The sequence below is a fragment of the Ammonifex thiophilus genome (assembly GCF_003368535.1).
GTDB lineage: Bacteria > Bacillota > Desulfotomaculia > Desulfotomaculales > Ammonificaceae > Ammonifex > Ammonifex thiophilus.
The window spans coordinates 1-14,105 of record NZ_QSLN01000028.1; the positions used below are offsets into that span (position 1 = coordinate 1).

The following is a 14,105-nucleotide window of genomic DNA, read 5'->3' on the forward strand; positions in this document are numbered from 1 at the left end:
ACGCCCGGCAGCGTCCCGCTACCTCTCACGCCCGCATCCACGTCCCCCCACCAGGCCGACTCACCTACCACTCCCTCCAGGGCACCCCCACAGCCCTTCCCGGCCAGGCCAGCCCGCCAGCACCCTCCAGGAAACACCACCCTCCAAGGAAGAGAAAAAAGCCCCCCGCAAGCGCCACGATCAAGTGTATCCCTCCAGCCCAACCTGGCGCGCGGGTACAGGGTGGGCAGGAAAACGTGGTGAGGTCCGGAAGTTTCAGGAGTGGCAACGCTTTACGCGGTGCAGGCGGCAAGGAGCGAGGTACGTACCTTGCGATCGTGCGATCGCTAAAAAGGGTTTTCAGGTACACACTTTGCCTCAGTATTACCCCCCTGAGCTGGGTACTGTAACCGCCTGCTACCAGACATCTGCAAAAATGGCAGGTATGGTGGCGAGCCAGAGCGGGGGCGCGGTAACGTAGACCTCGGTGTGGGGGTAAGGCACAGGGCGGCCGTACCTCACCGTCACGGAGTCCAGGTATCGCACGGAGTCGTCGGGCAGGACGCCTGCGGCCACCAGCCCGTTGACTATGAGCCGGTAGGCCAGATTGTCCACGTCCCACTTCCCTTCCGGCACGCAGGCCACTATCAGCACGCTGGCCGGGACGAGGGGCAGGGGGAGGGAAGTTTGCTTCCTGAGCTCTTCGACGGCGTGGGCCACGGCGTGCTTCCAGCAGAGCTTGACTTCCACCCCGAGCCGGGGGATGACCTTGCGGTTGGGCACGGGCTCCGGGATGTAGATGCCCAGCACGCCGTCCTTGAAGGCCGCCCGCGTCTCCTCGAAGAAGCGGTTCACCAGTTTCTTCTTTTGCAGGATGGGGTTCGGGCCGAACCACTCCTCGGGAAATTCCGGCGGAAACTCTGGTCTACTCAGAAGCAATCACTCCTTTCCCCCATTCCCGGAGCAAAAAAATCCCAAGAAGAAGCAAAAGGCCCGGAGAGATTCCGGGCCTGGCGCCGTAGCAACACTTATTAGAGATTCGCGCTCGCAGGAAACTCGTAAACCGGAACGGTGACCGTCTTCTTAGCCAGCGCCTCCGATGCCAGTTTCTCCATAGCCTTCGCTACTTCGGCGGTGTAGTATTGCTCGCCGCACTGCCGGCACACTCCAGCAGGGACGTTCTCGATGATTACCAGACCGGTTTTCGTCCGGTAGTCCACGCTGACAAGCCGCTCTTCTACAGGGCCACCGCAAAAAGAGCAGTTTCCGTACTCGTGCCTCATTGCCGCTTCATTCCTCGCCAGCCAAGCGAAGCACTTCAGCCACCAGAGCCGGGCTCATCCGGAATCCTTTCTGCTGCATTGCTTCCAGCAATGGCTTAACAGACGAGAGCAAACCTTCTCTTTTTGCCCTTACCAGGATGCCCGCCGTGCCGATCACATGAACGCCCAGCCGCTTCGCCCACGAGCGGGCTTTGCGGTCGTCCGCAATAAGCCGCCACCCTCTCTCCATTGCCAGTGCGATGGCTTCTGCCTCTCCGCTATCGACGACTTGCTGCAGGACACTTACAAGCATTCTGTCCGATGGCGATTGCACAAGTAGCCAGTCTATTGTTACTCCGAACTCTTCCTGAACTTTTGGAGGGATAACCAGAGGCTCGAAAAGCATTCGCAGAAGTTCCAGGTGCCCGATGGATTCCAGTCCGATGAGACAGGCGCTATCGGCAACCGCCGGCTCTTTCAACTTTCAACTTCCTCCTTCAACTCCTCCGGCGGGTAGGCGACGACGGGGACACCGTGCTTGCCCAGCAGCTCCATAAAGGTGCGCTTGGAATAGCCTGCCAGACGGGCCGCCTGTCCTATGCTTAGCCGTCCAAGCTCATAAAGCTTGATCGCCAGAAACAGCCGGGCTTCCTCTTCCGATATTCCGGGCGGCAGCTCTACGCGAAGCGCTTCCATAAACATCGCCTCTCCTGTTGGGAACTACCTGACGCCATTATACCACCTTTTCGCCTGCTCAGATGTCCAGGAACGCTGCTGGATCGATCTCCACCCGGTTTTTCTTGTCCCGGTTGCTAAAGCCAGACTGCTTCTCCGGTGCTCCTTCCTCTTTTGCCTCAATTTTCTCAACGCGCTTTTCTAGTCTTTCCACTCTTTCCAGCAAATCCAGGAAAAGCTCCGACAAAGAAAGGAGCAGTCTGGCAATTTCGGCCCTCTTCTCCACCGGTACCCGGAAGATAGGGTGATCCTCTGGAAGCCACACCTCCAGTTGTCGTAAGGTTCTTCGCTCCACGCTCCATACCTCCTTTTCGAGTTACTCAAGAAAAAAGCCCGGCTTCTTTTTCGGAAGCCAGGAAGCTCAGAGGTCCAGGAACTTGCTCACGCCTTTTATGAGCCGAGGGTCGATCTTTGGGACGGGCTTCTCTTCTACCTCTCCTGGCCGGGCAGTTACATCCCCGCAGGCCAGCCTTTCCTCCATTTCCTCCAGCCTACGCAGTATGAGGTCCAGCCGGTCGCCCACCTTCCGGTAGAAGTCGAGGGCTTGTCTTACCACCGCGCTCCTGTCGGGCTCCCCCCATATCCAGTGGTCGTCGGGCAAGCGCACCTGGAGTATCCTGCTCAAGACCACCACCCCGTAGTACACCCCGCAAGCCAGACCGTGCAAGGCTTCCGGGCACTTTTTCTGCTCCAAGTGTAGTACAGCTTTCCGAACCTTGCAACCAGAACAGCTTCACCTGTACTACACCCCGCACCTTTTAGAAGGGCTCGGCCCGCTCCTCCCAAGGCTTTGGGAGTGTACTACACCCCTACCGGGCAGGTGTAGTACACTTCGGGCGTTTTTCTCCGTCCCAAGCCTTGGACCGCCTGGCTTGAAGGTGTACTACACCCCAACTGCCTGGGCCAACCGGTAAAAGCCTAGGGCGTTGGCCCACTGGGGATCGGGCACGAGCTCCGCCCCGGGGAAGAGCCTGGTGATTTCATTGTAGAAGTCCACCGCGCCGCCTCCGGCCAGCAGCACCCGGTCGATCCAGTCCGCCTTCTCGGACCAGGCGCTGTGGACCGCCTGGGCTATGGCCTGCCCCACTTCCCTCCGGGCGGCTTCCCTCATCTCCCCGATGCCGAGCGGCCTCCCCCGGAAGGTGACCTCCTCTCTCCTGCTCACCCACAGGTCCTGGGCGTCGGCCAGGTTCAGGGGCACGCCCGTCGCCTGGGCGAACCTGTTCGCGAAGACCTTGAGGGCCGTCGCCACCCCCATCTCCAGGGAGGAGGTGTAAGCCTGCAGGGGAGCCACCCCCTCCGGGGTGCACTCCACCAGGATGTAGTCCGTGGTGTGGAAGCCCACGTCCACGACCCCCAGGAGCCCTCTCTCGGGGAGCCTTTCGAGGGAGTAGATCACGCCCACCGCCTGGGGGTAGACCACCACCCTGTCGAAGCTCAGGTACTTCTCCGGCTCCCCGTCCACCGAGACGTGGGCGTTGAGTGTCCGCAGGAAAAGGGCCGCTTCCTCCCTCCGGCTGCGGTAGTAGGCGAGGGGCAGCCCCACGGCCAGGTCCACCCTGCCCTCCGCCCCGGCGAGATAAGCTGCCGCCAGCACCAGGCACGCGGCGGCCTCCTGCCGGAACCTCTCTCTGGAGAGGATCACCTGCGCCGCCCGCCCCTCCTTCAGGGCCAGCTCCCCGACGAAGAAGCGCCGGGCAGCCTTCTCTCCCGGCTTCCTGTACTCCAGGACGTGGCCGTAGATGCGGCTGCCGAAGTCTAAAGAGTCGAAGGCCGGGGCTACCACGGACGGGAAGATGACGCGGGTGTTCTCTTTTACCGCCTTCGTGTAGCCGTAACCCAGGTCAACGGAAACCAGCACTTCAGCTCGACACCTCCTCAAAGCTCCCTGCAAAGCCGCGCCTTCCTCAGCCACTCCCAGAACCGCTCCGGCTCGCCGGCTCTAAACGCCGCGAGCAGGTCTTTCTCCTTCACCAGCATCTCTCCCTCTTCCGGGTCCGGCGAGGCTATTTCGTACCAGCCGTTGCCCACGCAGGGCCTAACTCTGTAGCCTCTTTCCTTCAGGAAGTCGAGCGCTTCCTGCAAGCTCAAGCCCTTCTCCCTCCTTAAGCTCAATGCTTTTTAAGGCTTTCAGACGGGAAAGCCAGTCCCAGCCGGGGTTTCCGGTCTCCACGCCCGCGAAAGTGCTCAGCAGCTTTTCCGCCGTGGTGAAGAAAGCACCGGCGGGAGTCACGATCTCGTAAAGTCCTCCGGTGATGCGCCGGGCCTTGACCCCGTGCCTCGCCAGGAAGCTTATGACACGCGCCAACTCAGTCAGTTCGGACCACCCTCTCTTTGCACGGTTTCCAGAAAAAGAAGAAACCCCGGGCTTCCGGCCCGGAGTTTCTAGGGTTCACAAAAGGGGTTACGCGCGTGACCTCTTTTCTGAAGCCCTGCGCATCCGCTCCAGGGGGCAGCTTTCCGTACCGCAGGCTACGGAAGTGCCCAGCACTCCTTCCCCACCGCTACCCTGCGCCCGGGGACGACACTCCAGGACAGCACAGTTCTCTAAGAAGCCTCTGATAGCAGCGGCCAGAGCAGTAGCACCGTCCCCACCGCTCAGGACTTCTCTCCGCACGAAGCCCTCCCCGTCCCGCCAGACCCAGAACTCCTTCGTGACACCAGGAGGCACGGGGACTTCTCCAAGCGCCCGCAGGTCGCCGGGCCTGATGCCGTTCCCGTCCTTGCACCGCTTGACTTGAATGAGCCTTACTCCGTCTTTCCGGACGGCCACCAGGTCGAAGGGGCCCTTGCTCCCGGCGGTCCTGAGCACCAGGTAGCCCTGCCTCTCCAGCTCCTCCTTCGCCCTCAGCTCCGCCAGGTAGCCGCGGCGGTAGTTCCTGCCCAACGAAAACACTCCCCTTTCTTCCTTTTAACATCCCTCCAGGGCCGCCAGGATCTTCCTCCTCGCCCTCTGCCAGGCGTTGTCTAGCCTCTTGTCGGAGACGGGGACGCCTTCTATCCTCAGCCCCAGGGCCAGCCTTTCCTGGACCGTCAGCCCGGCCACGGCCTCGCTCAGGGCCTCCCGGAGCCCCACTTCCTCCTCCGGGTCTACTACTTGGTCGGGCATGGCTTCGTGCCTCTCCCGCCTGCCGTTCTCGTAAAGCAGGGCGTCCAGCGAGGTGCGAGCGGGGACCTTCCCCCGCTTGGTCAGGACCCGCAGGGCGTCCTGCATCCGCCGGGCCGCGCAGAGCCGGGCGAGGCGCCTCAGGCCCCCCTTCCCCGGGTCGTGGGCCCCTAGCGCCTGCCACAGCCCCACCAGCCCCTCCTGCACCAAATCTTCCGTGTCCAGGGCGGGGTCGGCCTGCCGGAGCAGGGCGCGGTAGGCCCGGGCCTTGGCGTAGAGCATTGGCATCATCTCCCGCACGAGGTCAGCGAAGTCAAGAACCAATTCTTCCCACTTCCAAAAAAGAAAAAGCCCGGCAGTCTACCGGGATAATAAAGGAAGAGTGCTCTGGGAACTCAAACCTGCTACTCCTGAAGCTTGCGAGAGTAGTCAGGTGCCTCAATATCCCCTCTCACGGCATTCAGCTAGGCTGCAGTGCCTTTTCCGCCTGGTAAGGAACGAAAAAGCCCCTTTCTCTGGGTACTGCCGCCTGCTCCCGTTTGGGTACAGAACTAGCGAAACAGCAAGAGAGGCAAGCAAGCACAAAAACAGCAGCCGGATTCGTTCAAGCAAGCCAGATTACCTCCAAGAAAAGAGAAAACCCGGCTTTTTACGCCGGGCAGCTTCTCCTTTCAAGATCGCTCTACACTTGTAAGAGCACTTTCTCTTGTAGCTTGCGCCAGTAGACTCAAGGTTCCTGTTACTGCAAATTTACCGACTTGAGCAGCCGTTCGCGTCTTCCTGTTACCGGTGATGATTATTTTGCATCAATTTCTCTCGCGAAACGATGTACCTCTCGCGCTCTTTCCTTAAAGCCCGATTTATGCAGAGTCTGAAAATTGTCCTGTTGCAGCAGCTTGGCTTTTGGCTGACTGTAGCCAGATATGAAGGTATTTATTACAAAAATAGCAAAAAGACCTATTCTTTTTCGCTGCAATCTCGACCGAGAAATTATCCAAAATTCTGTTCATTAGTTCAATATGTGAACACCTCTTGTCTTGTGCTAACTTTTCAAAGTCTTCCTTAGTAAGTTCCTCGGTAGTTTCGGGTAAATTTTCGTCACCATTTAAACCCGCAAGGTACCAACTCTCAATCTCCTTAACGACTACTAATATCCGCCTATCAAGCTCCCTCCTAGCTTCTTCTAAATTTCCTAGAACGCTAGAGAATTTTTGTAGAATATCTTGTTTCCTCCCGGTTATACACGGGCATTCATCAAGATCAACCACAAAAATATACTCTAAATCCTCCCCCTTTTCCTTCCTCCTCCTGATCGTCTTAATAAGGCCACCAATATTTTTGAACGGAGACTTTTTCTCCGCGTATTTAACTATGTGGACAGCGTAGCTTTCGGAGAGATAGGGACCCACTATTGCCCGCCTAAAAAAGTCTTCATCCCTTGGACCCTCAACAAATATATAAAGCGTACGCATGCCTATCCCTCCAGCAGGTTTTGAACATAAAGTTCGTCAATACCTACTTCCTCAAGGAAGTCCCTTATCGTTTCACTATCGACAGGCTTAGATACACGCGAGAAACCATCACGATCGCGCGACATGAACAGAATGTTATCTATACCGGCCCATTTTAATACCTCAGGGCTATGAGTTGTCACGACGACTTGCTTAACAAGCCCAGGATCTTTTAACATCTCGATCAACTTAGCGATAAGATAAGGGTGCACAGCCCGCTCCGGCTCCTCTATCATGACCACTCTTTTTTTGCTGAAATATAAAATAACAACTAAAGCTGTCAACAACACAGTACCATCGGAAAGCAAGACACTAGGTAGATATTTACCTCCGCTATATGACTCCCTCAACTCAAAAAGCTGAGTACCATCAGCAAGATCCTCTATGCGAAGCTCAGCAACAAAAGGCAGAAAGTTTCTCAACAAACCAAGAAATCGCTCTTTCTGCTTCCCGCCCTGATTAACAATGTTTCTGAGAACAACTGATAAGTTACTACCATCTTCCTTCAGCTCACGGCTACCAGTTATAGGAGCCGAACTTTTAGCTAAGTTTGGATCGAGCCGATACACAGAAAGGTCGTCTATAATCGCACTTACCGGAAAGAAAAGAGGGTAAAAGAACATAGATCTTAATAAGAAGCAGTCATCACGGGAAGATCTACCCTTCCAAGAATCCTGAAATTCACTCATGCGCTCCCTCGCAAAAGCATGCAACATGCCCTCTAATTCACTTTTTATTGGTACACTCTCAGGTATATCTATGCTGCGAACCTTCAGCTCTCGGTTCTCCCGAACAAGAGAAATCTCTCCGCACCCTTTACTCTCTTCACCACCATCCTTGTGTCTCTCAATGTATTCATTATTCTGCTTCAATTCTTCCTTAACATCTATAAAGTTTATCCCGCTTCTAGCAAATTGCACACTAAGCCTATACACAGTTTCTTTGCACAAGATATCAACTGACGGATTACCACGTTTTGTAACCCGAAACGGACCAAATGTTACTTCTACAGATAGCTCCCTAGAATCAGAAACAGTGCTGTTCAAATTTCGGAGGTAAGAGACCCCTCCCTGCATAGATATAGCCGTATCCAGGCCGTGCCTGCTGGCATCGCGTAAAAATCTGAAAATATTCATGAAATTAGATTTACCAGAAGCATTTGCACCAATTATAACAGTGAATTTGCCCAAATTAACTTCTGCGTCTTTAAAACTTTTAAAATTCCTCACACGCACTCTTTTTATGAAAGGCTCGCGCACCATACTTCCAGAACCCATAATCTAAACCTCCTCCCTGCGACCATACTAAGTATACACAGAAGCTCCTCGCCCCTTGTAGCTCCTTCTAGAGCTCCATCAAGCTACTTTCTAACTTAGCTCCGCATTAAAAAAATCAAGCCTCACCGAGTCTCGCAACTACCTCAGGATCGACCCCATGGTGGATTCCTCGAGCAAGTCATCTTGCACTACCGACAGCGCACAAACAAATCCCACTATCGGCATAACAACGCCAGCCATCTCTAAAACTCCTAAAAATCACAATTCACCATCGACCAGAAAAATCCTCCTTCAACCCCAAGAGTGCAAGAAGAAACCTGCCAACCAGACGACCCAGGCGGCAATGCCCAGGCACGTCCCGAAGGGAACTGCCGCCGGCGGAGGGGGTGTGTCGCGGTCCTCGGGCAACTTCTCAACCGAAAGGACTCCCTTCAGACCGCACACAAGCCGCAGGTAGACCCCCGCAGCGAAGTTTTTGGCCCACAGGCGGAGGCGGCCGAGCCTGTGGAGCTTCCACATCCCCCACAGGACGCCGACGAAGCTCCCCAGGAGCAGGACCGGCAGGACGCCCGGGAAGCCGAACCACAGGCCGAGGCCCGAGGCCAGCTTGAAGTCCCCGCCCCCGGCTCCGCCAAGGAGACAGCAGACCAGCACTGCCCCGCCCGCGACCAGACACCCCAGTGCGGCAGTGCCCACCCTGTCCGCGAGCACGGCCGCCACCGCACCCGCAAGAAGCAGCGGCAGCGTTATCCGGTCGGGTAAGAGCCACCTCCTCGCGTCAAAGTACGCTGCCACGGCACAGGGCAGGAGACACCCTATAAGGAAAGCAGCACCCCAACTAGTAAAGACTCCGGGCAGGCGCAAGACTCCTCAACATCCTTTCTCTTTTAAGGGTGGAAAGTCCTAGCTTTTACTGAAGAGTCTGGCGAAGAAAGATCTCTTTACCGGCCTGTACTCGTGCCTGGCTGCCGCGGCTATCCTCTCCGCCAGCCGGTGCCAGGGGGCCGAAGGGTCCTCCAGGCCCACCACTTTTCCTTTATGCCCGCACCTCACGTGCGCCTCCCAGTCGGAAGGCACCACCGCCACCACCATGGGGAACGCCTTCGCCCGGCCCTTCAGGGCTTCTTTAAACCAGTTTTCCACCTTCTTCGGCGAGGCCAGCCTGGGGCTGAACCTGTTGAGCACTATGCCCATCCGCTCCGGCTTCACCCCTGCTTCCAGGAGCTTCGCCGCGTAGCTCTTGACATTGTGCTCCGAAAACCTGGACTGGTCCACCACCGCCAGAACGTACTCCGCTATGCCGAAAAGCTCCTTAAGCCAGGGCTTGACCACGTAGGCCGCCGGGGTATCCCCCACCACTACCGGGTACATCTTTAAGAGCTCCCGCGTTATCTCCGTCACCTGGCCTGCCCGGAAGGGGGGAACCGCTCCGTCCGCCGGCCCGGGCAGCACGTCCACCCCCGGCCTCGCCCTCACCAGGACGCGCCTCAGCAACTCCCCGGTCACCGGCTTCCCGGCCAGGAGCTCCACCCCGGGAGTGCCCTTGAGCCCGAAGAAGGCGGTGGCGTCGGGGGAGGCGAAGTCGTAGTCCACCAGGGCCACCGGCACCCCTCCCCGCGCCAGGGCCACCGCCAGGGAGACCGCCACCGTGGTTTTGCCCACGCCGCCCTTGTTGGCGGCCACCAGCACCAGCATCCCGCGCTCTTTTTTCACAGGCGGGATTTCCACCGGAGTAAGCTCTTCCATTGTTCTTTCTTCTTCCAGCTCCTTCTCTACTTCCCTCAGCGCCTCGAAGATGGTGTAGGGCCTGTCGCCCGGGAGCCTGCCGGTGACTATGCCGGTAAAGCCCAGTTCCTTCGCCGCCCGCACGTAGGCCCTCTGCGCGTCGGACTCCGCCCCCGCCAGCAGGACCACGTGGGAGACCGGGAAGAACTCCCTGAGCTTTTTTAAGAGCCTCACCGGGTCTTCCCCCGGCAGGAAGCGGCTCAGCACCAGGACGTCCACATTTCTGCCCGCCCACCCCTTCAGCTCCCCGGCGGAGGTCGCGGTCTCGAACCGCCAGGAGGGGAACGCCCTCTCCAGGTTGGCCCTCACTACCTGGGCCACCTCTTCTTCGACGGCCAGAAGGCACAACACTTCCAAGCTCACCTCCCCGAAAAAAAAAGAAAAGCGGCCCGGACCTGCCGGGCCGCACCGGTCTCGGAAAAGTTCGGGCTTACCGGGAAGGAAGCTCCTCCAAAAGCCTTGAGATCATGGCCGCCGCCTCGGCCCTGGTGACGGGCTTCGCCGGCTTGAAGGTGCCGTCGGGGTAGCCCCTGACCAGGCCCGCCCCCACCGCCAGCGCCAGGTCGCCCTTTGCCCAGGCGGGTACTTCACCGGCGTCGGCGAAGGAGAGCTCCCCCGGCCCAAGCTCCACTTCCTTCTGCTTTAAGGCCCGCACCAGGAAGAGAGCCATCTCCAGCCGGGTGATCTTCCTCTCCGCCGCGAAGCAAAGCTTCCCGTCTATGAGGTCCCCCTTCACCAGCCCCTCCCGCACGGCCACCGCCGCCACTTCTCGGGCCCAGGAGGGTATGTCCTGAGCGTCGGTCATCTTTCGTGAGAGCGCCAGGAGGTCCTGCCCGGTGGCAGGCGCAGGCTTCAAAGTCCTCACCAGCAGGGCCGCCGCCTCGGCCCGCGTTATGGGGTTGTCGGGCTTGAAGGTGCCGTCCGGGTAGCCGGCGACCAGCCCCTTCGCGGCCAGCTCCAGGACCACCTTTTCGGCCCAGTGCCCGGCCATGTCTTTGAACTTGGGCTTGGGCTGCTCCGGCTTCCCGGGTTTTTCCGGCTCTTTAGCGGTGGTGAAGGTCAGGGTGAAGCCGGAGCTCAGGCCATAGCCGGTGGCACTTTTAACGGCATTGGCCGGAACGGTGAGGGTGTAGGTGGTGCCGTAGGCGAGTTCGGCCTCAGGCTTGACGACGAGGAAGCTTTCTTCTATCACGGAGGCGGTGATTTTGACTTCCCTGCCGGAGGCGTCCTTTAGAGTGATCCTGTCCCAGCCGTCTCCTTTCTGGATGGAGGTGTTGAAGCCGAGCTTGATCACTTTATCCACGGGCACGTCCCGAGTTCCATCGGCCGGGTCACTGGTGGTGACGGAAGGCCGGATGATAGCCGCCCCACCGCCGCCCCCGGAAGCGGGCACTACGGTGACCGTGGCACGGCCGGTCAGGCCGCTCCAGGTAACGGTTATCAGCGTCTTCCCCGGACCCACGGCCACCACCTTTCCGCCGGGCTCCACCCGCGCTACGCCTTCGTCTCCCGAGGAGTAGCCGGCAACACCCGTCACGTCTGCCTCCGTGCCGTCCGAGTAGACGGCCGTCACCGTGAGCCCGACCCCCTGCCCTACCGTCAGGCTCAGAGTTTCGGGATGCACTTTCAATCCTTCGAGCAGGACGGGTGTTCCCTCGAAGGTGACCCGCAGCAGGTTGCCGCCGGGGTCGTAGGAGTAGGTGACTTTCTGGCCCGTAGCGTAGTCCGCTGAGATGAGCCGGCCCAGAGGATCGTAAGAATAGTTAACGGCCCAGGCCCGTGAAACGAAATGAAGAAGGAACAGAAGCATCAGGAAACCTACTACTGATAGGCTCCACCATTTCTCAAAAGACTTGCCCCCGCGCTTCCGGTTCCAAAGTAACCGCCATTGCATCCTCACCACGCCTCCTCTATCACTTTCTTCACTTCTTCCAGCACTGCCGGGGCAACCTCTTTACCCTTCCGGAAGCAGACGATCACGCAGCCACGGAGGACCTGGAGAAAGACGGGGAGCTTCCTGTCCCACTCCGTGCGCTTCGGCACCACCAGCACCTTGCCGAACCGGGAAAAGAGAGGACCCAGCTCCGAGCCGTCCTCCAGCACCACCGCCCGGTCTCCGCAGGGGGGTGGAGAAGCGAGCAGGGTGTCGGTGATTTCTCTCATGAAGGAAAACTTCACCCTTGCACCGGGAATACCCAAAACGGTAAACTGTGGCGCTGCATAGATGTCGGGCAGGCGTATGTGGTCCTTCTCCCGGGGGTCGTAGTAAAACGCCAGTTCGACACCCAGCCGGGGAGCAAGCTCCCTGAACTTGCGCTTCAGGGAAGAGAGGACGGCAACACTGCCCGCAGCATAGTAGAGAAGCCAGGCCACCCCCAAGGAGAGCAGGCCAAACACCTGGCCGCTCACGCTGAAGAGGAAGTCCCGCCAGAACGGGTTAGGCTTCCCGGGTCTATCGGGGGCTGTCATCAGAAAAATGAGAATAAATAGCAAGAAGCTTCCAGCGAACGTAACAGGGAGGTACCTGTGGAAGCGCTTGATCCTTAAAGGGAGAGAGTAGAAAAGCAACGATAAAAGGGGGAAGATAATTCCCATGCTCCTGAGTACCCACGCTTCCTTAGGTGTCAGGTAACCGTAGGCGGTTATCCTCCACACCCATAAGCACCCCCAAAGGACGGGGCCGATTATCAGGATGAGCAGCAGGTCGCCGTACTTTTCCAACCGGTCCAGCCAGGGCACAAAGCCCTCATCCTTTCCACGATTGAAATTTCACCCGGCCGACGGCCTCAACCGCGCCCTGAACCGCCCGTCGCTCTTCCTCCGAGCCAGCCCTCCACCTCTCCTATCACCCTCTCGTCTATCTTCCCGCCCTCTCCCGCGACGCCGACCAGGATGAAGCCCTTCTGCGCCTCCGGGATCAGGCCCTCAAGGCTTCTCCCGGGAAAGCGCTCTACGGGGATGACGGCCACCTCCCGGAACAGCCGGAACAACTCGGACGACTCCCCGGTCGGCCTCAGCATGGCGGGCCGCGGGGGCAGGTCGGGCACGTCGAAGTGCCTCCACTTGAGCTCCCCGGCAAGCCTGCCTGCGGCCAGGAGCACGCAGTGGCCGCTCTTCTCCCCTTTCCGGTACCCCCTGTGGGGGACCAGGTAGCAGGCCGCGTCTGCGCCGTACTTCCCCGCCAGGGCTTCGAGCCTCCCCTGCAGGTTTATCCCCGCGGGGCTCCGCTCGAAGCGCCGCCTCGTCTCGAAGTCCCGCCGCATGCGCAGGGTCTCCCTCAAGCCCTGATCGTAGCCCATACTCCGCCTCTGCTCCCGCAGGTCGCAGACCATGTTGCCCAGGTAGCGAGAGTAAAAGTAGGTGAAGACGAGCATGCCGGCACAGGCCGCGAGCCATTGCCACAGGGAGTGCCGTAGCTCTTCGATCCTGAAGACGGTAAGCACCAGCAGCGCCAGGAACACAGCTGCAACCGCAGACACCGGCCCCCAAAACCGGTAGTCCCGCCCCAGGAGGGCATACCCCTTCAGGTCCACGACCCAGGCTACCAGAAATACGACTGCAAGGCCCAGGGCAAGCATGAGCAACCGCAGCGCGTCATCGCTCATGGCCTTCAGCTTCAACAGCACTGCCGCTTCAAACATCGGATTATTTCAGCACCTCCTCCACCCAGAAAGGAGCAGGTTTCGGTGCTTTCCCTGTGATCCATTCCGCCGCCAAGCGGGCCAACTCCGTTGCCGTCCTTGCCTTTTCGTAGCCAAACGTATACAGGTAACTCAAGCTCTCACCCGTTTCCAGGAAACGTCCAAAGCGGCCGACCCCCCGGCCGGCCAGCTTTACCATGCCCGGGAGTTCTAGCGCCGCCCCGACCCAGCTAAAAATTACCTCGTACACTTCAGGTTTGTTTTCTGTCTCCGGAGAGAAATATTTGCAAGTTTCCCAACTAGCACCAATAACTGCGACCACAAATCCAGCAAATATCAGCCCAGGTGCCTCGGTGACCGCTGCCCCGACTGCCAGACCTAATCCGGCCACAGATATGGCAATATCCAACCAATCCTCCCCGGCCGGATCGATAAATCGCACCGGATTCCCGCCGACGTAAACGTATGGGTTGAGTTTCCGCACATCCAGCCCCGTCCAGGTGGCGTCCCTGCTCACAAACCTCTTGATCTCCGGATTGTAGTACCTGGCCCGCATGTAGTAAAGCCCGTTGGGGTCGGTCATCACCCCGTCCCGGCCGTCGTAAAGGAAGGGCGTGTCGGCCTTCCCCTCGTGCCTTGCCAGCTCCCCGTAAGGCCCGTACCAGAACCGATCGGTGACCTCTCCCTTCTCGTCCGTTAAAGCCACGGTGCTTCCCCGCAGGTCGTAGTGGTAGAAGAGTGCCTTCCCGTCCCTTTCCTCCTCGACGAGCCCCAGACCCCAGACGTAGCAGGTCCACCTGTCCCCTTCC

The 14,105-nt window shown here is 58.8% G+C and carries 19 protein-coding genes; all 19 read right to left on the reverse strand.

The window, feature by feature from the left end; translation table 11 throughout:
- Positions 1-396 precede the first annotated feature (396 nt).
- A complete protein-coding gene (locus DXX99_RS10250; protein WP_115793388.1) occupies positions 397-918 on the reverse strand; it encodes a hypothetical protein in 522 nt (173 codons plus the stop codon).
- Between the two features lie 92 nt (positions 919-1,010).
- Positions 1,011-1,262 (reverse strand): type II toxin-antitoxin system MqsA family antitoxin, encoded by a 252-nt coding sequence (locus DXX99_RS10255; protein ID WP_115793389.1) that lies wholly within the window; start codon positions 1,260-1,262, stop codon positions 1,011-1,013.
- A gap of 7 nt (positions 1,263-1,269) precedes the next feature.
- Positions 1,270-1,722: a PIN domain-containing protein gene (locus DXX99_RS10260; RefSeq protein WP_205664704.1), complete on the reverse strand. Its 453-nt coding sequence runs from the start codon at positions 1,720-1,722 to the stop codon at positions 1,270-1,272.
- A complete protein-coding gene (locus DXX99_RS10265) occupies positions 1,719-1,937 on the reverse strand; it encodes a UPF0175 family protein (protein ID WP_115793390.1) in 219 nt (72 codons plus the stop codon). Before DXX99_RS10265 ends, DXX99_RS10260 begins: the two co-directional genes overlap by 4 nt.
- A gap of 58 nt (positions 1,938-1,995) precedes the next feature.
- Positions 1,996-2,271 carry a hypothetical protein gene (locus DXX99_RS10270; protein ID WP_115793391.1) on the reverse strand — a complete coding sequence of 92 codons (276 nt, stop codon included), beginning with the start codon at positions 2,269-2,271 and terminating at the stop codon, positions 1,996-1,998.
- A gap of 66 nt (positions 2,272-2,337) precedes the next feature.
- The gene (locus DXX99_RS10275; RefSeq protein ID WP_115793392.1) at positions 2,338-2,670 is read right to left on the reverse strand and encodes a hypothetical protein; all 333 of its coding nucleotides are present in this window, start codon (positions 2,668-2,670) and stop codon (positions 2,338-2,340) included.
- A gap of 189 nt (positions 2,671-2,859) precedes the next feature.
- Positions 2,860-3,837 (reverse strand): ParM/StbA family protein, encoded by a 978-nt coding sequence (locus tag DXX99_RS10280; RefSeq protein WP_115793393.1) that lies wholly within the window; start codon positions 3,835-3,837, stop codon positions 2,860-2,862.
- 17 nt (positions 3,838-3,854) lie between these two features.
- Positions 3,855-4,061, reverse strand: coding sequence for a hypothetical protein (locus DXX99_RS10285; RefSeq protein WP_240610908.1), 207 nt, complete (start codon positions 4,059-4,061; stop codon positions 3,855-3,857).
- The gene (locus tag DXX99_RS10290; protein ID WP_115793395.1) at positions 4,015-4,284 is read right to left on the reverse strand and encodes a hypothetical protein; all 270 of its coding nucleotides are present in this window, start codon (positions 4,282-4,284) and stop codon (positions 4,015-4,017) included. Before DXX99_RS10290 ends, DXX99_RS10285 begins: the two co-directional genes overlap by 47 nt.
- A gap of 96 nt (positions 4,285-4,380) precedes the next feature.
- Positions 4,381-4,863, reverse strand: a complete 483-nt coding sequence (locus DXX99_RS10295; RefSeq protein ID WP_134643008.1) for a PDDEXK-like family protein — start codon at positions 4,861-4,863, stop codon at positions 4,381-4,383.
- Positions 4,864-4,887: 24 nt separating this feature from the next.
- Entirely contained in the window at positions 4,888-5,406 is a 519-nt protein-coding gene (locus tag DXX99_RS10300; RefSeq protein ID WP_115793397.1) for a sigma-70 family RNA polymerase sigma factor, read from the reverse strand.
- Positions 5,407-5,942: 536 nt separating this feature from the next.
- Positions 5,943-6,554, reverse strand: coding sequence for a hypothetical protein (locus DXX99_RS10305; RefSeq protein WP_115793398.1), 612 nt, complete (start codon positions 6,552-6,554; stop codon positions 5,943-5,945).
- 2 nt (positions 6,555-6,556) lie between these two features.
- Positions 6,557-7,870: an AAA family ATPase gene (locus DXX99_RS10310; protein WP_115793399.1), complete on the reverse strand. Its 1,314-nt coding sequence runs from the start codon at positions 7,868-7,870 to the stop codon at positions 6,557-6,559.
- Positions 7,871-8,161: 291 nt separating this feature from the next.
- Positions 8,162-8,734, reverse strand: a complete 573-nt coding sequence (locus DXX99_RS10315; protein WP_115793400.1) for a prepilin peptidase — start codon at positions 8,732-8,734, stop codon at positions 8,162-8,164.
- 39 nt (positions 8,735-8,773) lie between these two features.
- Positions 8,774-10,006: a nucleotide-binding protein gene (locus tag DXX99_RS10320; RefSeq protein WP_240610909.1), complete on the reverse strand. Its 1,233-nt coding sequence runs from the start codon at positions 10,004-10,006 to the stop codon at positions 8,774-8,776.
- A gap of 79 nt (positions 10,007-10,085) precedes the next feature.
- A complete protein-coding gene (locus DXX99_RS10325) occupies positions 10,086-11,549 on the reverse strand; it encodes an S-layer homology domain-containing protein (protein ID WP_115793402.1) in 1,464 nt (487 codons plus the stop codon).
- A gap of 2 nt (positions 11,550-11,551) precedes the next feature.
- Positions 11,552-12,394 carry a hypothetical protein gene (locus tag DXX99_RS10330; RefSeq protein ID WP_115793403.1) on the reverse strand — a complete coding sequence of 281 codons (843 nt, stop codon included), beginning with the start codon at positions 12,392-12,394 and terminating at the stop codon, positions 11,552-11,554.
- A gap of 47 nt (positions 12,395-12,441) precedes the next feature.
- Positions 12,442-13,296 carry a hypothetical protein gene (locus DXX99_RS10335; protein WP_115793404.1) on the reverse strand — a complete coding sequence of 285 codons (855 nt, stop codon included), beginning with the start codon at positions 13,294-13,296 and terminating at the stop codon, positions 12,442-12,444.
- A gap of 4 nt (positions 13,297-13,300) precedes the next feature.
- Positions 13,301-14,105, reverse strand: an 805-nt coding sequence (locus DXX99_RS10340; RefSeq protein WP_205664705.1) for an RHS repeat domain-containing protein, incomplete at its 5' end; no start/stop codon positions are given.

Excerpts from the sequence above, each read along its gene's own strand:
- DXX99_RS10255 (WP_115793389.1), bottom strand. The coding sequence starts at position 1,262 with ATGAGGCACGAGTACGGAAACTGCTCTTTTTGCGGTGGCCCTGTAGAA.
- DXX99_RS10265 (WP_115793390.1), bottom strand. The coding sequence starts at position 1,937 with ATGGAAGCGCTTCGCGTAGAGCTGCCGCCCGGAATATCGGAAGAGGAA.
- DXX99_RS10305 (WP_115793398.1), bottom strand. The coding sequence starts at position 6,554 with ATGCGTACGCTTTATATATTTGTTGAGGGTCCAAGGGATGAAGACTTT.
- DXX99_RS10310 (WP_115793399.1), bottom strand. The coding sequence starts at position 7,870 with ATGGGTTCTGGAAGTATGGTGCGCGAGCCTTTCATAAAAAGAGTGCGT.
- DXX99_RS10325 (WP_115793402.1), bottom strand. The coding sequence starts at position 11,549 with ATGCAATGGCGGTTACTTTGGAACCGGAAGCGCGGGGGCAAGTCTTTT.
- DXX99_RS10335 (WP_115793404.1), bottom strand. The coding sequence starts at position 13,296 with ATGTTTGAAGCGGCAGTGCTGTTGAAGCTGAAGGCCATGAGCGATGAC.